The 20,645-nt window shown below is 57.7% G+C and carries 21 protein-coding genes; all 21 read left to right on the forward strand.

What is annotated here, in order from left to right:
• Positions 1-5 precede the first annotated feature (5 nt).
• The 21 genes from BN1129_RS11445 (at position 6) to BN1129_RS11535 (ending at position 20,594) form a co-directional block, all read left to right on the forward strand.
• Complete coding sequence (locus BN1129_RS11445; RefSeq protein ID WP_244463048.1) at positions 6-185, forward strand: hypothetical protein; 180 nt, start codon at positions 6-8, stop codon at positions 183-185.
• A complete protein-coding gene (locus BN1129_RS11450) occupies positions 186-1,058 on the forward strand; it encodes a hypothetical protein (RefSeq protein WP_042036597.1) in 873 nt (290 codons plus the stop codon).
• Between the two features lie 44 nt (positions 1,059-1,102).
• The gene (gene gvpU / locus BN1129_RS23350) at positions 1,103-1,570 is read left to right on the forward strand and encodes a gas vesicle accessory protein GvpU (protein ID WP_157013354.1); all 468 of its coding nucleotides are present in this window, start codon (positions 1,103-1,105) and stop codon (positions 1,568-1,570) included.
• 66 nt (positions 1,571-1,636) lie between these two features.
• Entirely contained in the window at positions 1,637-3,334 is a 1,698-nt protein-coding gene (locus BN1129_RS11455; RefSeq protein ID WP_042036598.1) for a terminase large subunit, read from the forward strand.
• Entirely contained in the window at positions 3,334-5,460 is a 2,127-nt protein-coding gene (locus BN1129_RS11460) for a portal protein (protein ID WP_042036599.1), read from the forward strand. The genes BN1129_RS11455 and BN1129_RS11460 overlap by 1 nt, the downstream gene beginning before the upstream one ends.
• Positions 5,461-5,734: 274 nt before the next feature.
• Positions 5,735-6,667: a hypothetical protein gene (locus BN1129_RS11465; protein WP_042036600.1), complete on the forward strand. Its 933-nt coding sequence runs from the start codon at positions 5,735-5,737 to the stop codon at positions 6,665-6,667.
• A 71-nt stretch (positions 6,668-6,738) separates the two neighbouring features.
• Positions 6,739-7,956 carry a phage capsid family protein gene (locus tag BN1129_RS11470; protein WP_042036601.1) on the forward strand — a complete coding sequence of 406 codons (1,218 nt, stop codon included), beginning with the start codon at positions 6,739-6,741 and terminating at the stop codon, positions 7,954-7,956.
• 66 nt (positions 7,957-8,022) lie between these two features.
• Positions 8,023-8,412 (forward strand): hypothetical protein, encoded by a 390-nt coding sequence (locus BN1129_RS11475; RefSeq protein WP_042036603.1) that lies wholly within the window; start codon positions 8,023-8,025, stop codon positions 8,410-8,412.
• A 66-nt stretch (positions 8,413-8,478) separates the two neighbouring features.
• Entirely contained in the window at positions 8,479-8,922 is a 444-nt protein-coding gene (locus tag BN1129_RS11480) for a hypothetical protein (protein ID WP_042036604.1), read from the forward strand.
• Positions 8,922-9,566: a hypothetical protein gene (locus BN1129_RS11485; protein WP_042036605.1), complete on the forward strand. Its 645-nt coding sequence runs from the start codon at positions 8,922-8,924 to the stop codon at positions 9,564-9,566. Before BN1129_RS11480 ends, BN1129_RS11485 begins: the two co-directional genes overlap by 1 nt.
• 13 nt (positions 9,567-9,579) lie before the next feature.
• Positions 9,580-10,245, forward strand: a complete 666-nt coding sequence (locus BN1129_RS11490) for a phage adaptor protein (protein ID WP_042036606.1) — start codon at positions 9,580-9,582, stop codon at positions 10,243-10,245.
• On the forward strand, positions 10,242-13,256 hold the full coding sequence (locus tag BN1129_RS21845) for a tail fiber domain-containing protein (protein ID WP_052449341.1): 3,015 nt from the start codon (positions 10,242-10,244) through the stop codon (positions 13,254-13,256). Before BN1129_RS11490 ends, BN1129_RS21845 begins: the two co-directional genes overlap by 4 nt.
• A complete protein-coding gene (locus BN1129_RS23355) occupies positions 13,240-13,731 on the forward strand; it encodes a hypothetical protein (protein ID WP_157013355.1) in 492 nt (163 codons plus the stop codon). The genes BN1129_RS21845 and BN1129_RS23355 overlap by 17 nt, the downstream gene beginning before the upstream one ends.
• 8 nt (positions 13,732-13,739) lie before the next feature.
• Positions 13,740-13,985 (forward strand): hypothetical protein, encoded by a 246-nt coding sequence (locus BN1129_RS11500; protein ID WP_042036607.1) that lies wholly within the window; start codon positions 13,740-13,742, stop codon positions 13,983-13,985.
• Positions 13,986-14,124: 139 nt separating this feature from the next.
• On the forward strand, positions 14,125-15,690 hold the full coding sequence (locus BN1129_RS11505; RefSeq protein WP_244463049.1) for a hypothetical protein: 1,566 nt from the start codon (positions 14,125-14,127) through the stop codon (positions 15,688-15,690).
• Positions 15,687-17,555: a phage tail tip fiber protein gene (locus BN1129_RS11510; RefSeq protein ID WP_052449342.1), complete on the forward strand. Its 1,869-nt coding sequence runs from the start codon at positions 15,687-15,689 to the stop codon at positions 17,553-17,555. The genes BN1129_RS11505 and BN1129_RS11510 overlap by 4 nt, the downstream gene beginning before the upstream one ends.
• A complete protein-coding gene (locus BN1129_RS11515; RefSeq protein WP_042036610.1) occupies positions 17,552-17,911 on the forward strand; it encodes a hypothetical protein in 360 nt (119 codons plus the stop codon). The genes BN1129_RS11510 and BN1129_RS11515 overlap by 4 nt, the downstream gene beginning before the upstream one ends.
• A gap of 9 nt (positions 17,912-17,920) precedes the next feature.
• Entirely contained in the window at positions 17,921-18,553 is a 633-nt protein-coding gene (locus BN1129_RS11520) for a hypothetical protein (protein WP_042036611.1), read from the forward strand.
• A 10-nt stretch (positions 18,554-18,563) separates the two neighbouring features.
• Positions 18,564-18,944, forward strand: a complete 381-nt coding sequence (locus tag BN1129_RS11525) for a hypothetical protein (RefSeq protein ID WP_042036612.1) — start codon at positions 18,564-18,566, stop codon at positions 18,942-18,944.
• Entirely contained in the window at positions 18,944-19,183 is a 240-nt protein-coding gene (locus tag BN1129_RS11530) for a hypothetical protein (RefSeq protein ID WP_042036613.1), read from the forward strand. The genes BN1129_RS11525 and BN1129_RS11530 overlap by 1 nt, the downstream gene beginning before the upstream one ends.
• A gap of 10 nt (positions 19,184-19,193) precedes the next feature.
• On the forward strand, positions 19,194-20,594 hold the full coding sequence (locus tag BN1129_RS11535) for a hypothetical protein (protein WP_084204635.1): 1,401 nt from the start codon (positions 19,194-19,196) through the stop codon (positions 20,592-20,594).
• Positions 20,595-20,645: the final 51 nt, after the last annotated feature.

Genomic DNA, 20,645 nt, shown 5'->3' on the forward strand with positions numbered 1-20,645 from the left:
TGCAGATGAACTGGAGCAGTGAAGTGATAAACGGTATCGACGTGACTGGGGTCATCGCCAGCGTAGCTCACTACGACGGAGGCGAGGCTCTGGTTGTTCTTTCCTCCGGTGTTTCCGTTGTGGTACCGGCAACCCATGAGCCTGTACCTGGTGACACCATCGTTGAAGGCGAGTTATCTCTCTAAATGGCAAAGACCGACTGGGCAGAGCTCAATGCAGAATTCCTGCAGGAGCATGAAGCGACCGGCATCAGTGCGAAAGACTGGTGCGATAGCCGCGGCCTTAACTACAACTCGGCGCGTCGCTATTTGAAATCTCGGGGGCAATCCCCTGCGCAACCCGATAAATCTCGCGTAGCTGCGCAAACTGCGCATCCCGAAGTGCGCAAAACTGCGCAATCTGCGCAAAGAGCGCAAGCCAAGGGGAATGAAGCCAAGGGCAAAGGGGGAGAGAGAAGAGGGGGAAAGTCATCCTCATCCACTCGCACCCCGGCTGACTCGGCCCAGAACCCGAAAACCAACGGCCGTGACCATAGTGGCCGCTTCATCGAGGGGAACCCTGGCAATCCCAACCCACCCAATCAGTGGAAGCCCGGCGACCGGCCTGCATTGACCCATGGTGGTTACGCCCAGTTCCTCGAGGCCGATGAGCTGTTCGACCATGCCGAGGCGTTGCGGCTGACGGATGAGCTGGTGTTCACTCGAGCTCGCGTTATCTCTGTCACCAAAACCATGAAGTCCCTACAGCAAGATCTGGTCGAGGCAAAAGAGGTGACCGACCGGATCGCGCTCTATGACAAGATCTTGCGGGCTGAGCAGGCCCTCGACCGCAACATCCAGCGTATCGAATCAATCGAGCGAACGCTTAGCGTCCTGCGGATTGATGAGGTTACAGGGCCGAAGATTGAGGCCGACACCAAGCGCATCAAGGCTGCGACCCGCAAGCTGACCGTCGAGGCCGACCGGTTAGAGAAGGATGGTGGTAGTGAGTCAACTCCGGTCAGCGAGATGGTCACAGAGCTGCAGGGTATGGGGACTGGGGGATTGATGAGTCGTTGAACTACAGTTATTGTGGCTATTCATGTAATCAAATGGAGCTAATGATGAACAACGAAGTGGCTGATGTTATTGAAGTTAAAGATAGTCATGAGCAGACTGAAACACCTGCTCAATTAGTTGAAAGTAATGACATAGATTGGCACTTAGCTAATTTAGTTGCTCTTACAAATGATCATCCCGGTGTCAGCATTGGCGTTACATTGACTGTTAATGGTGCGTTGGTTTCGGGTTTGCTAATTTCGGGAAAAGAGTATTTCGATTCATTGTCTGAGGAGATTGGAAAGGATAGTGGAAATTCACTTTCAATGGGGATTTCCGAAGGGATGAAGAATATTTCAGAAACTTTGTATAGTTCAAGTTCTAAGCCAAGGCCAGTCAATACTGTATATATTCATCTTAAAGATGCTCGGCATTATATCGGTGGCTCTGCTATTCCACAGAAGGGGGCATACTGGCGCGGAAAGCTGTGTGATGTGTCTGGATTTACATTTGGATCACTGAGTCAGGATTAAATAAGTAGATATTTCAGTAAGTAAACCAACCCGCTTCGGCGGGTTTTTTATTGCCTGAGATCCCCCATGACTGAACTCGATATCTCCATCATGACTGAGCAGGAGCAGATGGACTACATCCGTTTGAAGCTCAGCGATAAGTGGTGGCGGATGAACAACCTCTACATGATCGAGAACGAGCAGGGCAAGCTGGTACGCTTCCGGTTGCGCCCGGCGCAGGAGCTACTGTTCCGGACCATGTGGTATCTGAACATCATCCTCAAGGCGCGCCAGCTCGGGTTCTCCACGGCCATTGATATCTACCTGCTGGACGAGGCGCTGTTCAACAACAACATCAAGTGCGGGATCATCGCCCAGGATCTGACTGCGGCCGGCGAGATATACCGGACCAAGATTGAAGTGCCGTTCGATAACCTGCCTGGCTGGCTCAAGGCCCAGTTCAAGGTGGTGACCCGGCGTGGCGGGGCGAATGGCGGCCATATCCTGTTCCGGCATGGCTCCAGCATTCAGGTGGCCACCTCCTTTCGCTCCGGTACCGTCCAGCGCCTGCATGTATCCGAGCACGGGAAGATTTGCGCCAAGTACCCAGAGAAGGCCAAGGAGGTGCGCACCGGTACCCTCAACGCCATTCACCCTGGGGCAATCGCCTTTATCGAGAGCACAGCGGAAGGAGTGGGCGGCGACTTCCACAGCATGAGCATGAAGTCTCTGGAGCTGGCGCGAGCCTCTGGTGAGCTGAGCCAGCTCGACTGGAAGTTTCACTTCTTCGCCTGGTGGCAAGACCCCAAGTATCGCGCCGACGTTCCCGCATCCGGCGTGGTGATGAGCAAGACCCAGGCCGAGTATTTCGCCGCCGTCGAGAAGGCGATGGATTGCACCATCACCGACGAGCAGCGCCAATGGTACGTACTCAAGGAGGCTAACCAGGGCGCAGAGATGAAACAGGAGTTCCCCAGCACGCCGCTGGAGGCCTTCCTGACATCAGGCCGCAGAGTGTTCGACCCCATCGTTACGATGGAGGCAGAGGGCGACTGCATGGCCCCGCTCATCGTCTATGACATGGACCCGGTTACCGGCAGGCGCGAGAAGGCTCGCAAGCCAGAGCAGTTGGACGAGCGGGGGCAACGCTCGCTCGAGAACATGCTGCTGGTCTGGGAGCTACCTGACCCCGATGAGGATTATGCCGTCGGCGCTGACGTGGCTGAAGGCCTGGAGCATGGCGACCGCTCGAGCTTTGATGTTGTGGCCAAGAGCGATGGCCGGCAGGTAGCCCACTGGTTTGGGCACCTGGACCCCGGGCTGTTTGCCCAACTGCTGGCCCATGTGGGCAAGTGGTACGGCACCGCTGAGCATGGCCCAGCCTTCATTGGCCCAGAGCGAAACAACCACGGCCATGCGGTGCTGCTGGCCCTGCGGGATCACTACCCAGTGCGCCGCATCTATGCCCAGGAGTACATCGACCGGGACCGCGACGACGAGACGCCGCGCCTTGGTTGGCTCACTACCCGGCAATCCAAGCCGATCGTGGTTGATGGCCTCAAAGACCTGTTGCGCGCCGGCCAGTCCGGGATCCGCTGGGTTGGCACCATCTCCGAGGCAACCACCTACGTCTACGACAAAAGCGGCAGCATGAACGCCCAGACCGGCTGTTACGACGACCAGTTGATGAGCTACATGATCGCCCAAGAGATGCGAGCCCGCATGCCTGCCCGCATCGTCAAATCCGAAACCACCCGTAAACCCAAGCACTGGATGGCCAACTGATGAACCAGACCCAACCCAAGGCCCCCGAACAGGGAGGCTTCGATACCTCACGCCTGCTCAATCTGATGAGCGACATAGATGGCCAGCCAGATTGGCGCACCATGGCCAACCGAGCCTGCGCCTACTACGACGGCGACCAGCTGCCGCCAGAAGTGGTCAAGGTGCTCGAGGAGCGCGGGCAGCCGATCACCATTCACAACCTGATCGCGCCCACCATTGATGGGGTGCTGGGCATGGAGGCCAAGAGCCGCACCGATCTGATGGTCATTGCCGACGACCACGATGACGAGTTGGAGCTGCTGGCTGAGGCCGTCAATGCGGAATACGCCGACATGTGCCGACTTGGTGGGCTGGACCGCGCCCGTGGGGAAGCCTACGCAGGTCAGATCAAGACCGGCATCGGCTGGGTGGAGGTGCGCCGCAATGATGACCCTTTTGGCCCACGCTACCGGTTCAGCAATGTACCGCGAGACGAGGTTTACTGGGATTGGCACAGCCGCGAGCCAGACCTGAGTGACAACCGCTGGTTGATGCGGCGCCGTTGGGTAGATCTGGATGAGGCAAAGACCATGTTCCCGAGCAAGGTCGAGGCTCTCACCTGGGGAGTGAACGACTGGGACGGGTTTGTCAGCCTCAGCACCATAGAGGGGATGGACCCCAATCTTGCCAGCGCTTTTGAGGAGTGGGGGCACTTCGACCGCAAACAGGTCGAGTGGTGCAGTCGCAATCGGGATCGGGTGCTGCTGCAGGTGGTTTACTACCGCACCTACACCATGCGTCAGGTGCTGATGCTGGATTCTGGTCGGGCGCTGGAGTATGACAAGACCAATCAACTGCACCTGGCTGCCGTGGCCATGGGACGCGCCAAGCTGGAACGCTGCCCGGTAGCCTCGATCCGGGAGTCCTGGTTTGTTGGTCCCCATCATCTGGTGGATCGCCCCTGCACTGCGCCCCACAACATGTACCCGCTTGTCCCGTTCTGGGGATACCGCAAGGACCGCTCTGGCGAGCCCTATGGCCTGATTGCCCGCGCCATGCCGGCACAGGACGAAGTAAACCTGCGCCGCATCAAGCTTACCTTCCTGCTGCAGGCCAAGCGCGTCATCATGGACAAGGACGCCACCAACATGAGCCGGGATCAGGTGCTGGAACAGGTCGAGCGCCCTGATGGTTATATCGAGCTCAACCCAGATCGGGCGAACAAGACCAGCGTGAGTGATGCCTTCAAGGTGGAGCAGGACTTCAACGTTGCCGCCCAGCAGTTCCAGGTGATGCAGGATTCAGTGAAGCTGATCCAGGACACCATGGGGGTTTACGCCGCTTTCTTGGGGCAGGGCACCACTGGTCAATCTGGTGTGGCCATCAGCAACCTGGTAGAGCAGGGGGCCACCACACTCTCCGAGATCAACGACAACTACCGGATGGGTTGCCAGCAGGTGGGACAGCTAGCGCTCTCTTACCTGCTTGAGGACATGGCCAGCAAGCGCAACCACAAGGTGACGGTGAACAGGGATGACCCGCGCCGCCGCAAGGCCGTTGTGATCAACGTGGAGCAGGAGGACGGCAAGCTCACCAATGACGTGACTCGCCTGCGCGCCCACATTGCCCTGGCACCGATCCAGCAGACCGCCGCCTACAAGCAGCAGCTGGCTGAGCGGATGACCCAGGCGATGTCGCAACTACCGCCAGAGGCAGCCGGCGCCTGCTTTGACTTGCTGGTTGAGCTGATGGACGTGCCACGCAAGGCTGAGTTCGTGGAGCGAGTGCGCAAAGCGCTGAACATCCAGAAGGATCCAGAGGAGATGACCGAGGAGGAGCGTGCCGTCGCCGAACAGCAGGCCCAGCAGCAACAGATGGAGCAGGAGATGGTCATGCGCGAGATGCAGGCCAAGTTGGCCGAGTTAGAGGGCAAGGCCGCCAAGTGGCAAGCTGAGGCACAGCGCATCGCCAAGCTGACAGACTCTATCCGGTTCGAGGATGCCCTCAAGCAGGCACAGACCGGCAAGACTCTGCAGGAAATGGAACTGCTTGTTGCAGAGCAAGAGGGGATCCAGGTTGAACAAGCGGCCCTACAGGCTCAGTTGTTAGCAACCATTGAGCAGCAGATCGACGCCATCACGCTCTGATAGTTGCTTTCCTCACCGCCCAGCGTTAGGATTTCCCCAACATGGCCCAGTCTTTCGAGATTGGGCCTTTTTGTTTGTTACATTTGACAGTTGTTAGTAAAAATTAAACGCAGGACAATCTCAGACAGGTGCTTTCCTCACCTGTAGTGTCATGCTCTATTGCCCGCCTCGTGCGGGTTTTTTTGTGCCCAGCCCCAGCCGGGGATAGCTTTCCCCGAGAACTTTCCCCCGCTTGGGCAGCGATACCACCCACTGAAAACCCACGAGGACAACCATGGATACGAACATCGACAACCTGACCGGGACTGAAAGCCTGGACGAACTGGAAGCCATGCTGGCGGAGATCGAGCAATCGCCCGATGTCGAGCTGGGTGATGGTACTGCCACCGAGAAAACGGACGTAGACACCGCGCCGTCGGCGGTCGAAGTAGCAGCCGGTACTGAACAAGCGAACACCGATCAGGGCGGTGAAGCGGCCAAGGCGCCTGAGAAGGTGATCCTGGCCAAGAGTGGTCAACACACCATCCCGTATGACGTGCTGGAGCAGGCGCGCAATGAGAACAAGGCCCTGCGTGAGCAGCTTGGCCAGTCTCAGCAGGCTCAGGTCGAACGGGACAAGCTTCAGGCGTTGCTGGAGAAGCACGGGATTAACCCTGATGCCGACCCGGACCAGCTCGACCTGAAGGAGGTAGAGCTGCTGGCTCAGGACTATCCGGAGATCGGTAAGACCCTGACTGCGATGGCCAACAAGATCCATCGACTGGAACAGCCAGTAGCACAACCGGTTCAACCAGCCACCAATCCGGTGCAGGCCGCGCTGCAGGCGGTACCTGATCTGGTTGATTGGCGGGAGAAGGACCAAGACCGCTTCGACTTCGCCATCATCGTTGATGAAAAGCTCCAGGCTGATCCTGCGTGGCAAGGCAGGTCACTGGACGAGCGATTTGCAGAGGCGGCTCGTCGCACCAAGCTGGCCTTTGGTGATGCCGTGGAAACTACTCCACCGCCAGCCAAGGCACCCAGCAAGGAAGCAGATAAGCCCGCTGACTTCATCCCGTCCAGCCCCTCGGTACTCGGCCAAACCCATCATGCAGCACCAACTGGTGTGGAGCGCTATGGCGCCATGTCTCAAGCCGAGCTTATCGGCGAGATGGGCGCCATGACGGAAGCCCAAATGGAGGCGCTGCTGGAGCAGGCCGGGTACTAACCAACAACCCGTTTATACAAGCCAACCCCGACCACTGTGTCGGGGTTTTTGTTTTCATGTAGGAGAGGACCATGACCCAAGTCACCTCGGCGCAAGCCAACAAGATTTTGCAGGCGGCACTGTTTACGTCCGCCAATCGTTCCCACTCGCTGGTGAACATGCTGACCGAAGAGGCTCCCAAGGGGGCCAAGGTCAACGGCGGCAAGCAGACCAGTGCTGGCGCCCCTGTTGTTCGCATCACCGATCTCGGCAAGGGTGCAGGCGACGAAGTCGATATGCAGCTGTTCCACCAACTGTCTGGCCGTCCGACCATGGGCGACAAGAAGCTGGCCGGGCGCCTCGAAAGCATGTCCTTCGCCGACTTCTCGCTCAAGATCAACCAGACCCGGCATGGTGTGGATGCTGGCGGCAAGATGAGCCAGAAGCGCACCAAGCACGATCTCATCAAGACCGCCCGTGTACTGCTGGGGGATGGCTACTACGGCCGTTTGGTTGACCAGCGCGGCTTTGCTCAATTGGCCGGCGCACGCGGCGACTACGCGGCCACCGACATCATTCTGCCGCTGGCAGATGATGCTGAGTTTGCCGACATCATGATCAACCCGCTGACCGCGCCGACCTACGAGCGCCACTTCTTCGGTGGTGACGCGACCACCTTCGAAGCCATCGACGCGGCGGATCGCTTCAACCTCGGCTGCGTGGACAATATGGCGCTCTACCTGGCGGAGATGGCCAACCCCATCCAGCCGATCCGGATGGTAGCCGACCCGTCCGGTGGTGAGCCGCTCTATGTGCTCTACGTCACCCCCCGTCAATGGCATGACTTCTACACCTCCAGCTCTGGTAAAGACTGGAATGCCATGCTGGCCGCAGTGGCAGAACGAGCCAAAGGCTGGAACCACCCCATCTTCCGCGGGGAAGGTGCCATGTGGCGCGGCATCCTGGTCAAGCAATACAAGGGCATGCCGATCCGCTTCAACCAAGGCAGTACCGTCAAGGTATGTGCTGCCAACTCCACGACCGGCGCAGAAGTGGACAAGACTGCCGGCACCCTGATCGACCGTGCCGTACTGCTGGGAGGCCAGGCACTGGCCAATGCCTTCGGTTCTGGCGAGCAGGGCGGCTCTTTCGGCATGCACCAAGAGCCGACCGATCACGGTAACGCGAACGAGATCTCTATCCGTTGGGTGTCCGGTCTGCAGAAGATCCGCTTCAAGCAGAAGAACGGCAACATTCAGGACCACGGTTGCATGGCACTGGATACCGCAGTGAGCGCCATCGGCCGCTAAGCCACCAACCCAGGGGGGCTATCCGGCCCCTTCTCTGTACTATCTGACCTCACAAGGAGCCATATCATGGCTAAGACTACTCTGATTGCCAAAGCGTACCGCTGGTTTGTCGGTGCGTTCGGCAACCTCTCTATCTCCCCGACCCTGGTGGCCAAACTGGCTGCAGTGCCCGCCGGCGATGTTGTCGCGTTTGGTGACAAGGTGGAGCCCAACCTGAAAGTGGTGGGGGTCACCCTGTTCAGTGGGGCCCTGGGTGCGAGCACCACCATCACCGCCAAGGTCGGCGCTACCTCCATCATCAATGCCGAGAGCACAGCGGCGGCGGTGGCCAAGTACATCCCGGTCGATGACCTGATGACCGAGGCGGATCAGGAGATCAGCCTCACCGTCGGCGGCGGCACTGCAACGGGTACCGTCAAGATCAAGCTGCATTACGAGGTGGTCGGCAATCTCTAAGGTTGCCCATCACTGTGCGCCCGGCCCTGTGCCGGGCGTTTATATTTCTGGATTGGAGAGACAACCGTGAGCGACAAGATTGCTGTGGTTTATATCGGCGACAAGCCGAGCAAGAAAGACACCGTCACCGGCTCCCGCCTGGTGTTCCCTCGTCACAACCCGGTGGATGTAGAGAGCCACATCGCTATGCAGCTGCTGGAATTCCCCTCTGTATGGCGTCGTTCCGAAGAGCTGGGTGATGTGAAGGCCCAACAAGAAGCACTGGAACAAGCTGCTATTGAAGAGGCTGAGCGCCTGGCGGCAGAAGAAGCTCGCTTGGCCGAAGAGCAGAGCATGGTTGTCGGGGGCCGCGACTTGGCCAAGCTGACCTCTGCGCAGCTGGCCACCTTGGTGGAGGGGGAAGATCTGGATATCGAGGCGCAGGGCCCGCAAGAGAAGGTCGGCGATTTCCGGGTGCGCGTTCGTGATGCCATGAAGGCCAAGCTTGCCGCTGGGTTGGGTGGTGAGTAATGGTACCGGTGCTGGATAGCCGTCTGGTTAGTCCGGACACACTGATCCCGCTGGTTCGCCAGCGGGTTCTCCACTTGCCTCACACAGAAGGCGCTGACGCATTAATACATAGCTACCTTATCGAAGCTGCAATCGTTTTTTGTAAAGAAAGCTCACTTGTTCACTTGGAGCGCCACTTCGACAGTGTCCTCGAAGGACAAACTGTCAGCTTTGCGATGGCCAGCAGTATCAATCGTCAGGCTAGGCAAAATGTGCGAGTACCACAGGTGACCGGTTCGGTACTTCATCGCATCACTGCAAACGGCATCCCTCTGACGCCTGGTAGGCACTATCACGCACAGTCAGCCGAGTCTATCCGCTTCCTTGAGCCGCTGAGTAGCGTTTGTATTGTGGGGGCTATTGAGCCTTTACCGACGGCAATACTCATTCCCTGCGCACTGGTTGAGGATTATGCGCATGAGCTGGTGTGTGGTGCGGCCTATCTCCTGCAGCAGCTTCCAGCCAAGCCATGGACAAACCATGAGCTGGCTCAGTTAAACCGCAGCAAGTTCTATGACGGGATTCGCTCTGCGTACCGCTTCCGCATAGAGCAAACCGCAAGTGCAAGGATTCACAACCCTGTCCGAAAGAGAGATTTCTTCTAATCTGAGGTGAGCCATGCTGGTCAGTGAATTATTGAATAGAGCCTCAACTGAGTTGATTGATACACCGCGGATTAGCTGGGGTCTGGAGGATTTGATCTCTTACTACAACAGTGCGATATCCGCGATCGCCAGCGCCAGACCCGACATCTTCATTAAGACCCAGCCTTTTGCCTGTGCCGCCGGTACTCGGCAAACCGCCCCCGCAGGGACCATCAAACTAATCGATGTGGAACGCAACTCGCTGACCGGCAAAACGATCCGTTACGTCTCTCGCGCCGATCTGGAGAGCTTAATCCCGAGCTGGGCCAGTAGTGTCGGTGGAACAGAGGCGGAGCTTTATATCCACGAGCCAACCAATATCACGACTTTCTGGCTGTATCCGGGAGTAAAGGCGGGGACGAGTGTCGATCTCGTGTTAAGTATTCTCCCAACTCCAGTCACTAAAAGCGAGGTTGGGTCAGGTGCCTCTGTTCAGATAGATGACCGATACGTCACCCCTTGCCTGGATTGGATCATGTATCGCGCGTTTATGCGTGATTCAGAGGTGACGGCCAATGCATCAAGAGGGCAGCTTCACCTTCAATCCTTCACGCATGCTCTGTCGGTCAGTACCGAAACGGACGCCACCATGTTGGCTATGCGTGACAGTCAGGCCAGCACCAAAGGGGGGCGTCAATGATCCTGATCCACGGTGTGATCACTGACCCCTCTGGCAAGTTGGTTCCGGGGGCAATCATCGAGCTGCGCTCCCTCAGCACTACGGGTGAAGTGTTGATGGGCTCAGAAATGATCTTTAAATGCGACCAGGCTGGGGGGTACCGATTCAAGCTGGCAGTCGGCACATATGATGTCTACACCCAGAACGATCTTTGTGGGGACATGGATTACATGGGTACCGGGGTAGTGACGATTCACAGCACAGATGGCCCCCTGAACGACATCCTGGTTGATGGTGGTATCACCCTGACACCTCCTCTACTCGATCGAGCCGTGGAGGCAATGCAAAGGTCCGAGTTCGCTGCTGAGGCTGCCGCTCAGGACCGCCAGAAAGCAGGTAACGCTGTGAGTGCCGCGGAGCTGGCGAGCCAGCAAGCCACTGAACAGGCTGCGGCGGCATCTCAATCGGCCTTAACTGCAGGCAATAAGGCTAGTGACGCGGAAACCAGCGCAGGAGTGGCTGCTGAGTCTGCGGGCAGAGCCCAGAAGTGGGCTGAGAATCCGGTGGATATGGCGGTGGTTCCCGGCAAGTATTCCGCATTGCACCACGCGACCAAGGCAAATGCCTCGGCATCGGAATCCGCGGCACGCGCAATGGCCGCAGCGGCCAGTGCCAGTACCGCATCAGCCAAGGCTACCGAGGCTAATACCAGTGCAACCAAGGCCACAGCCCAGGCTAATGAGGCCGCAACCAGTGCTAGTGCAGCGGCCACTCAAGCGAGTGCCGCCAACAATGCTAAGGTCGCTGCGGCCACCTCAGCGACCAATGCAGGTACCCACGCCAATAATGCCGAGAAGGCGGCCCTGGCGGCAGAGGGGGCAAAGGTGCTGACGCTTGATAACGCGGCGAAGGTCAGCACGTTGGCGCAGCAGGTCACAGCTGATCGTGCTCAAGTGCAGGAGAAGGCCACTCAGGTTGTGGCGAACGCGGCGACAGTCGCCGGGCAGTACAAGGAAGTCAGCACCAATACCTATGCCGTCTCACAGGCGAAAACCGCCGTTGAGGGCATGCGGGATGTGGTGGTCGTGAAAACGGCTCAGGCACAGGCTGCGGCAGATACGGCGAGCACAAAGGCGAGCCAGGCAGCGCAAGATCAGGCCTCGGCCAACGCTAGTGCCCTGCGGGCCGGCGTGTCAGAGGGCATGGCGGAGGCCTGGGCGCAGAATCCGGAAGGGAGCGATATCAACGGGCGCCCCGGGGAGTTTTCAGCTTTGCATTGGGCGCTGCAGGCTCAGAAGTGGGCACAGGCCATCTCTTCGCAGTTGGTCTGGTCTGGTCCTTGGAATGCCGCCGCGGGGGCGCCAGCTGTGCCAGCCGCGAATCGTGGCGTGCCGTTTTATCGGATATCTCACCCAGGGGTGATTGCCAGCGTCCCCTATGTGGCGGGTGACTATCTGCACTGGGACCCGAGCACTCGCACCTGGTTCAAGATAGATGGCTCTGACGCTGTGATCTCGGTCAATGGCATGACAGGGGCCGTAGTGCTGAGTGCTGCCGATGTGGGGGCCAGGCCAGCCAGCTGGGTACCCGGATGGGCTGACATCACCAACAAACCGGTGACCATTCCACCCTCTGAGCACACTCATCCCTGGTCGCAGCTCTCTAACGTCCCCGTTTACGCTTCACGCTGGCCCACTCTTGCAGAATTGGGAGCTGCCGCCGCGAGCCACACTCATTCCTGGGCGCAGTTGACGGGGATCCCTGCGTATGCGACCCGCTGGCCAGCTTGGGGGGAGGTGGCAGATAAACCTGATTTGGCCCCTGCGACGCACCGACATCCCTGGAGCCAGCTCGACCAGATCCCAGTCACAGCGTCTCGTTGGCCAGCTTGGGACGAGATCACCGGCAAGCCCAGTGTCGCTGCTGCGGCACACCGGCATTCCTGGAGTGAGCTGGATGAGGTACCAGTAACCGCTAGCCGCTGGCCGAGCTTTAACGAGGTGACTGATAAGCCTAATTTTGCTGCTGCAGCTCATCGACATCAGTGGAGTCAACTTGATCAGGTTCCGGTTCAGGCGACCCGGTGGCCTGCCTGGGGAGAGGTGACCAGCAAACCGGATCTGGCTGCCGCTAGTCACAATCATCCAGGCTCTTGGCTCAATCCCATCAACTTGGGCACCGAGGACCTTGATACACTGATTGACCCAAAGGTGTATGCCCAGCATGCCAACGTTAACACCTCGGCCGCACGAAACTATCCGGAGAATCTGGCTGGCAGTTTGACAGTGACTTCTGGCGCTGGAGTTCAGCAGCGTTACCACGTCTACAACACTTCACGGGTTTGGACCCGAGCGCAGTACAGCACTGGAGCGTGGACTGGGTGGGCAAGGGAATACAACACCCTGAACAAGCCGACGCCGGGGGAAATTGGTGCGGCCGCGGCGAGCCATACTCACGCTTGGTCACAACTGACGGGGTTACCAATTTTTGCCACGCGTTGGCCATCTTGGGGCGAAGTAACAGGTAAACCTACTCGTTGGGTTGGTTACGGCACAGGGAATGACTACAGCGCAGGGAGTTTTGAGGCAAATGGGAATGGAGCTGCCAACACTGTGTTCCCAACCTATGGATTCCACCAACCCGGGTTGTTTGCTGGCAGCATTCAAATGAGAGATGGATCGACGTTCTATTTCTACAAACAAGGCGCTGGCGCATATGCAGATGTTGTTGCGCAGAACGGAAATTTCAATGATGTCTACATTCGCTCAGATTCACGACTCAAAAGGAACTTTGAGTCGATTCGAGATGCGTTAGGTAAGGTCAAGAGATTGCACGGAAAGCTATACGACAAAATGGGTCGGCGTGAAGCAGGGTTGATCGCGCAGGAGGTGGCCGCCGTGCAGCCTGAATCAGTATTTTTAAACCACGATGGTTACTTGTCGTTGGCTCAGGCGGGCATCCTGGCACTGGTAGTCGAAGCCATTAAAGAGCTGGACAAGAAGGTGGAGGCCCTGGATGACCGTTCCCAATAAGCCCTTCTGGCTATCCCAGGCCAACAGCGAGTTTGGGGGGAACGGCTGGGCTTCCAATATTCTGAGCAAAGCAGGTATCAGTGCCCCCCGTTATGTGGGGGAACTTAGCGGTAAAAGTGCGTTTTCGATAATTGGGAACCCCGGTAACCCAGTGGCAGAGAATGCAGACGGTATGCTTTATTTTTGGCGTTTTGGAAATGACATATGGGGAGGTGGTTCCGGGATCTCTAATACCCAGCTCACAAGAGGGATGTGCCAAATCCGGATCCGGCACACAGGGGGAGATGGATCGGTGATTTTCTCTGGCGCCTCTAACAGCACTGCTTTTACCCCGGATGGAACGTGGCGCGGGGTGGGGTGTAGAGCCCCTGGTTCTTCGGGATATCAGGTTATTACCGCTGCAATCGACTTCATTTTGAACGGTGCCGTAGTTAAAACGGTGAACATTACGGCAGAAGGCTCCACCTATCGATAAGGAAGATCATGAGTAACCGAGTCACTCGATACTTTTTCCGCGTGCTGGTTTCGATGGATCAGTTTGGCAACACTCTTTTGGGCGGCAGGCCCGACGAGACCATCTCTGGCAACGTAGGCTACAACGCCAAGCTGGGGAAGCGCTGGGCAATAAGGGCAGAGAAAATCATCAACTTCATCATGCGCAGCCCGACGCACTGCAGGGACAGCATCGAGTATGACGAACGCAAGATTCCGCTTCGCAATGCTTGGTGAGCTTGCTCATCGTCAGGTGCAGCGTTAGCATAGCTCCATCATGGCCCTGCTCTAACGAGTGGGGCTTTTTCATTTCTAGACTTCGAGAAACTCCATGCCATTGATCGACATCGTGACTATGCGAGGCATGGTGCCGCGCGTGGCAGACCATCTATTGCCGGACGAAGCGGCCACCCTGGCCCAGGATTGTCATTTTGACAGTGGGGTGGTGGCACCACTGATGACTGACAAGGCGGCTGGGATCTCGTTACCGATCACCCCCAAGACGCTGTTCCACTACTACGGAGCGCACTGGTTTGCCTGGAACAAGCAGGTGGAGGTCATGCGATCACCTATCGCCCAGGATCAGTACAACCGCGTCTACTTCACCGATGGGGAGTTTCCCAAGCTGACCTACGATGCGATTGCCACTGGCGGCAGCAATAAGCCCACGGCCTGGTATCGGCTGGGTGTACCTGTGCCGGCTACACCACCGAACGTGCAGTCAGTCACGCCACCTTCTGGCAGCAAGGACGATGATCCGACGGATGACGAGACCCGTTTCTACGTGGAGACCTACGTGACCGGGCTGGGGGAGGAGGGCGCGCCAGGACCCGCCAGCGGAAAGACGACTATCACGATTCCGGGTTCGACAGTGGTTGTGGGCCTGTCTGCCGTCCCGACCAACAACAGCAACATCACACGGCGGCGACTCTACCGATCGGTGTCGGGTGGTGGTCTTGCTGACTATCTGCTGGTTGCCGATATCCCCATTGCGACAGCTAGCTACAGCGATGCCAAGAAAGATGGGGACCTGGGGGCGGTGCTTGAGACCTACGGTTACAACATGCCCCCAGAAAAGATGCGTGGGATCTGCCAGATGGCCAATGGCATCTGTGCCGGGTTTGTCGGTAATGCTGTTTTGTTCTCTGAGCCGTTTCTGCCTTACGCCTGGCCGGAGAAGTACAAGCTGACCACTGAGCATGACATCGTGGCGATCGCTGCCATAGATACGGCGCTGGTTGTGGGTACCAAGGGTTATCCCTATCTCTTCCAAGGTGCGTCGCCGTCTTCCATCACTGGGCAGAAACTCTCGCCCACCCCACAGGCTTGTGTCAGCGCCCGCTCCATGGTGGCACTGGATGGGATGGTCTTATACGCCGCGCCGGATGGGTTGGTTGGCGTGGGGGCTGACGGTGGCGCTCTCGTGACCGAGGGGATCATCACCCGAGAGCAGTGGCAGGCACTGAAACCCGACACGCTGCGGGCTTGGTACTGCGAGGGGCGTTATGTGGCCCAGACCGATAGCCATGGCTTTGTGTTTGACCCTAGATCAGGTGATCTGCGCTGGATATCCGGGCGCTGGGATGCGGCGGTTGCAGACATGCAGCTTGATGCCTTGATGATCGCCAAGGGCGCGCAACTGCATCAATGGCTTGGTGGCGCTACCGCCCTGCCAATGTGCTGGAGGTCAAAGGCGTTTGTGCTGCCCCCCGGTGTGAGACTCAGCTGTGCTCGGGTGACGAGTGAGGCGGTAGATCAAATTAGCTTCGTACTGATTGTCGATGGGACCAGGGTGTTCGAGCTGATGGAAGGCCAGGTCCCGCCGTCCGGTTTTCGGTTGCCGCCGCTACGGGGCCGGCGCTGGCAAGTTGAGGTGAGGGGAACAACCGAGGTTGAGCGGATTACCCTAGGCGGAAGTATGGTGGAGATCTGTCTGCAATGAACAAGAGCACCTTCCGGTCCAGCAGCACCCAGCAGGGGCTAACCGAGAACATGCAGATCTTGACCGGTCAGAAAGGGGACCGTCTGGATAAAGCGCTAACGTTGCGGGAAGCCGCTGGCCTGGGAATGCTAAATCTGCGGCGTACCGCTAGCGGCTCACTGGTGCCAGAGCTCCCCCCAGCCAACAACGTCGATCCGGAGTGGAGCGGTGTTCAGCCGCCCCATGCACCAGCTAACGTTTCAGCCAGCGGAGCATTTCATACCATCGTGCTGACCTGGGATGCTCCGACATATTGGGGGCACGCCTTTGCCGAGGTGTGGCGATCCGAGGATGACAACCTGAGCCATGCGGTCAGGGTCGGGGCGACGCTGGCCAACGTCTATGCCGATGCGGTGGGCAAGGAGTTTGCAGCCTTCTACTGGGTGCGGTTTGTCAACAAGAATGCCATGGAGGGCCCCTATCAAGGCACCGAGGGGTTGCATGCTGTAACCAGCCGAGATGTACAGGACATCCTGGATGAGCTGCAGGGCAAAATCGAGGCAAGCCACCTAGTCCAGTCACTGCTGGAGCCTATACAGCAGGTGCCGCAGCTTTCCAACAACCTCAACCGGCTTGGTGCCAGTTTTGATGAAGAAGTCCAAGCACGCACTAATGCTGAGGAGGCATTGGCCAAGAAGATCACGCAAGTCACCGCGGGATTCAAGGAAGGAGATACTCAGCTAGCCGGCCAGATCACCACCGAAACCCAGGCCAGGGCTTCGGCCGATGGTGCGTTGGGGAAGCGGATTGACACAGTGAACGCCAAGGCGGGTGAGTTAGGGGCAGCCGTTCAGCAACAAAGTCAGGCCATCGCGGATCTCAAGGGCGGTGCCCTGGCCATGTGGAGTGCCAAGGCGAGCGCTGGCGAGATCACTGCTGGGATTGGCCTTATAGCCAAATCGGATGGTACCAGTCAGGTGGCCATCTCTGCTTCTCAGGTCTTTGTGTTTGACCCGAACAGCAGCAAGCCGATGGCTCCGCTTTTTGCTATCGACAATGGCCAGGTCGTGATGGCGGAGGCCATCATCCGTAAGGCCACAATCCAGATCCTGAACTCTGAGAAGATCATGGCGGACTATATCAAGGCCGGGGTCAGCATCTCAGCACCGTCTATCTCGGGTGGTTCCTTCGATATGGGGAATTCCTTCATGTCGGGGGGATCCGCCGGTTTTGGCCTCGGGGGGCCTTATAGTGGGTGGGGGAAGGGCTGGTACACCATCATCTACAGCGATGGGAACCTCTACACTAACCGGCTGACTGCGCAGGGTGGCCGTATCGATAACATGACGATGCGTAATTGCACCATTGAGCAGGACTGTGTGGTCAAAGGAACAGTTTTTGCCGATCGCATTGTAGGGGACGTATATGTTGCCCGAGACTATGCCTGCGTGACACATGCAAAACAGGTTGGCCCGATTGATGTTTGCAGTATCAAAATTAACCAACCTGTTGGTTTCGCTCGAACACTTACTATCCCTGGGGTTGCTGGCATGGTGGGGTGCTCTGTGACTGCATCTGGTGGTGGTTCCTCACCTATATCGAACTCCAATTCGACGACGATGCAGATTACCGTTTTAATGGATGGTGCTGTGGTGAAAACGCTGACAGCGAGGGCCTCAGCATATGCGACATCCAATCCATCACAAGGACCGGTGACCAGTGTAGATGAAGTCGGCTCTTATATTGGTGACATTACCATCCCCGCGAATCGTGAACCGCTCATCACCATCAGGATCCAGCGGATCAAGGGGGACGGATGGGTGCGTAGCGACCCTTCTCAAAGTGGGCGTGTTGTGCTGTTTAAGCAAGGCAGCTCACTATCATGAAGGCAAGCATTGATCGCATTGCCAGCGATACCAGAAATCCTAATCTTTCAACTGAACTGCAAGACGCCATCCAAAACCGGGTGGCGTTTTTGTTTGTGCGCGGTGCAGATGGTTTTGTCCTGAAACCGGTGGTTGAGCGAGGTGTTACTGGTGTTCTGGTGTGGGTTGGATGGGGTGACGGCGGAGCCCCAGGGCGACACTTGCCAGAGGTGAAGCGGTTGGCTCGTCTGATCGGAGCACGCTGGCTGCGCTTTCATTCGGCACGCAAGGGGTGGCTGAAAGTGGCTCCCAAGATGGGGTGGGCGCGTCAGCCAGATGATGCTGACGGCCTGAATGTATTTCAAATCAACCTGTGAGGTGGGGCGATGGGTAAGGGCGGTTCAAACGAAATCAAGGAAACCGAGGCCCAGAAAGCTGCTGCTGGGGTGGCCATGGAGCAGTGGGACCTCTACAAGAGCGATCTGCAGCAATACGAGGACCTCTTTATGGACAAGGTGGACGACCTCAACAGCGAGCGGGAATACGACAAGCTGGCCGGGACTGCTGCGCTCGGCACGGCTCAATCCTTTGGTGAGGCTCGCGTTGGGTTGGCTGACAGCCTTGCTGTGGGCGGGGTTGACCCGACCAGCGGCAAGTACCAGGAGGCAATGGGCACACTGGAAACGGATCAAGCCCTGAGCCAAGCCGACACCACTAACCGGGCCCAGTCCAGTCAACAGGACAAGTACGTGGCTGGCCTCAAGGATGTGGTGAGTATTGGTGCCGGCCAGAAGGCGGAATCCCTCGCGGGAATGGGGGATGTGGCAAGCACCAGCCTTCGCAAGGCCACCAATGATGCCCAGACCTCCTTTCAAAATAAGCAGGCAACCTCGGGCTTGGTTGGCACCTTGTTAGGCGGTGCAACTGCGTATGGCCTTGGGCAGATGAAAGCCCCCGTTGCTGCTGATAGCAAGAAGATCAGCCCTACGGCATCTGTACTGCAAAACAAAGGTTACTAAGGGGTAAGCCATGGGATATGCCGCAGATACGTACGCCAAAATCACCCGGGAGCAGTATCAGGACTGGAAGACTCGCTTCTACCCCAAGCAGAAGGAGCTGATGGATCTGGCTACGAATGGACAGTTGTTGCGAGAGCAGCTTGGTCGGGTTGACCAGAACAATCAGCACTCTCTGGTTGCAGCAAAGCAAGCCACTGACAACCGAATGGCAAGAATGGGGGTTGGGACCAATCAGAACGCCAACGACAACAGCCAAGGTCTACGCATGGCTCTGATGACGGCAGGGACGGAGAACGGGCTGCGCGAGCAAGAGCAGTCCCGTCAGATGGGCATTTTGACAGGTGCTGATGCTGGGCTGCGTGAAGCAATCAAAACGGGAGGTAAAGCCTGATGGGGTACGGGATATTAGATATTGGTGCCCAGACTCGGCAGCAAGGCATGGTGGGCTTGCGAGACGCAGCCAATCGAGAGTCAGAACTGGAGGCGGCCAACAAGGGCCTCAAAACTGCACGCAAGGGGCAGGCCCTGAGCGCCGTCGGGGCTGGAGCAGCCGTCGGCACGATGGTTATGCCGGGCATTGGTACTGCGATTGGTGCAGGCGTAGGTTTTCTGGCGGACAGTCTGTTTTAAGGGGGAGTCGATGGGTGTTTCAGGATTAGCGGAAGGGTTCCTGGCTGGTTTCAATACGATGGACCGGTATCAGCGTGGTCAGAAAGAAAACGAGCTCATGGACAAGTCAATGAGCCTGCGTGACGCACAATGGCAGAACGAGCAGGACCGCCAGAAGGTTGCGGATCAACGGTATCAAGAGAACGTTGATTACGCCAAAGAGCGGGATAGCCTTGGGGATGCCCGCTATGAGAAAGAGTTTGCGCTTAATGAGCGGCAAGCAAAGTCTGCTGAAGCTCGGGCAAATGCGGCTGAACGCCGGGCTTCTGCCAGCGAAGCCCGCCAACAGAAGGAATATCAGTGGCAGACTGAGCAGCGGGAGAAGCAGCTATTCCAACAGGAAAATCTTCCCATTATCCAATCTGGTTGGCAGTCAGTCGCAGAAGGAAAGGCCCCGGGTCAGCAGTTCTGGGATGTGGTGCGTGATCCACGAGCGGGCTCATTTAATCCTGAGCGATACCTGCAGCAAGACTATGCAGATGCTGGAGAAGTGGCAGTGAAACACGGAGGCAAGCTTATGCGTTTAGCGCAAGAGGGGAAGCTGGACCCCAACTCTCCGGAAGGGCATGCGCTCATCAATGATGGCAAGTTCATCAAGTCGCTTGACACTATTTATCAGGATGAGATCCGCAGAGGCGTGGGTGACATCGACCCGGATAGCGGTAAGACCATCACTGGTAAAGAGCTGAGCAACATCATGGTGAGCCCCGATGGGCGCGGTGTTGTACTGGGGGTCACGGTTACTTATGACGACGGTAGCACCGATGTTCGCCCCGTTACCAATAACCGGACCTCTGCGCCGGATGACACCCCCAAGGTGATCCCCATCAATGACTTCCTGAAACCGGCCTATCAGCGGGCGGCGCTGGCCAAGCACATGATCGGCAACGCTGACCAGCTGCGCACCGCCCTTGGCCTGACGGCAGGCCCGGATCAGGCAGGCTACAAGAAGGCGGTGACAGACCTTGAGAAGCAGCATGGCCAGAATCGGGCTCGGATTTCGGCCAGTAATGCGGAAGACAAAGATATCCAGCTGGAGGCATTGGACGCCCAGCTCGAGTCGAGCAAAGCCGCTGCAGCTGACACGCATGGCATGGCCAGCAAGCGTGAAGCCCCGACAGACAGCGCCCCCATCAAGGAGTGGACTGCGCGTGATCCTGACCGACTGCAGTTCATTAAAGAGGCAAACCAACATGGCAAGCTCCATGGACTGCTCGAGAACCCCACCAGAATGAACACCGCTTTTGAGATGTGGCGCCAGCAGGCGGCCAAGAAAAAGCAAACGGAGCAGGCCACAGTCACGGCCAATCGGCTGCGTGATACTGAAACCAATGCTTATCAGGCAATGAGCTTGGCGCAGGCAAGAAATTGATGCAAAGGGGCCAGATGCCACTCAATTTTTCTTAAAATACAATGGTGGTCA

Origin of the sequence: Aeromonas popoffii (assembly GCF_000820025.1) — a bacterium.
GTDB lineage: Bacteria > Pseudomonadota > Gammaproteobacteria > Enterobacterales > Aeromonadaceae > Aeromonas > Aeromonas popoffii.

Coding starts and splice junctions, on each gene's coding strand:
- BN1129_RS11470 (WP_042036601.1), top strand. CDS start 6,739: ATGACCCAAGTCACCTCGGCGCAAGCCAACAAGATTTTGCAGGCGGCA.
- BN1129_RS11535 (WP_084204635.1), top strand. CDS start 19,194: ATGGGTGTTTCAGGATTAGCGGAAGGGTTCCTGGCTGGTTTCAATACG.
- BN1129_RS11450 (WP_042036597.1), top strand. CDS start 186: ATGGCAAAGACCGACTGGGCAGAGCTCAATGCAGAATTCCTGCAGGAG.
- BN1129_RS11475 (WP_042036603.1), top strand. CDS start 8,023: ATGGCTAAGACTACTCTGATTGCCAAAGCGTACCGCTGGTTTGTCGGT.
- BN1129_RS11485 (WP_042036605.1), top strand. CDS start 8,922: ATGGTACCGGTGCTGGATAGCCGTCTGGTTAGTCCGGACACACTGATC.
- BN1129_RS11460 (WP_042036599.1), top strand. CDS start 3,334: ATGAACCAGACCCAACCCAAGGCCCCCGAACAGGGAGGCTTCGATACC.
- BN1129_RS11500 (WP_042036607.1), top strand. CDS start 13,740: ATGAGTAACCGAGTCACTCGATACTTTTTCCGCGTGCTGGTTTCGATG.
- BN1129_RS11530 (WP_042036613.1), top strand. CDS start 18,944: ATGGGGTACGGGATATTAGATATTGGTGCCCAGACTCGGCAGCAAGGC.
- BN1129_RS11445 (WP_244463048.1), top strand. CDS start 6: ATGAACTGGAGCAGTGAAGTGATAAACGGTATCGACGTGACTGGGGTC.
- BN1129_RS11525 (WP_042036612.1), top strand. CDS start 18,564: ATGGGATATGCCGCAGATACGTACGCCAAAATCACCCGGGAGCAGTAT.
- BN1129_RS11515 (WP_042036610.1), top strand. CDS start 17,552: ATGAAGGCAAGCATTGATCGCATTGCCAGCGATACCAGAAATCCTAAT.
- BN1129_RS11510 (WP_052449342.1), top strand. CDS start 15,687: ATGAACAAGAGCACCTTCCGGTCCAGCAGCACCCAGCAGGGGCTAACC.
- BN1129_RS11490 (WP_042036606.1), top strand. CDS start 9,580: ATGCTGGTCAGTGAATTATTGAATAGAGCCTCAACTGAGTTGATTGAT.
- BN1129_RS11520 (WP_042036611.1), top strand. CDS start 17,921: ATGGGTAAGGGCGGTTCAAACGAAATCAAGGAAACCGAGGCCCAGAAA.
- gvpU (WP_157013354.1), top strand. CDS start 1,103: ATGAACAACGAAGTGGCTGATGTTATTGAAGTTAAAGATAGTCATGAG.
- BN1129_RS21845 (WP_052449341.1), top strand. CDS start 10,242: ATGATCCTGATCCACGGTGTGATCACTGACCCCTCTGGCAAGTTGGTT.
- BN1129_RS23355 (WP_157013355.1), top strand. CDS start 13,240: ATGACCGTTCCCAATAAGCCCTTCTGGCTATCCCAGGCCAACAGCGAG.
- BN1129_RS11455 (WP_042036598.1), top strand. CDS start 1,637: ATGACTGAACTCGATATCTCCATCATGACTGAGCAGGAGCAGATGGAC.
- BN1129_RS11465 (WP_042036600.1), top strand. CDS start 5,735: ATGGATACGAACATCGACAACCTGACCGGGACTGAAAGCCTGGACGAA.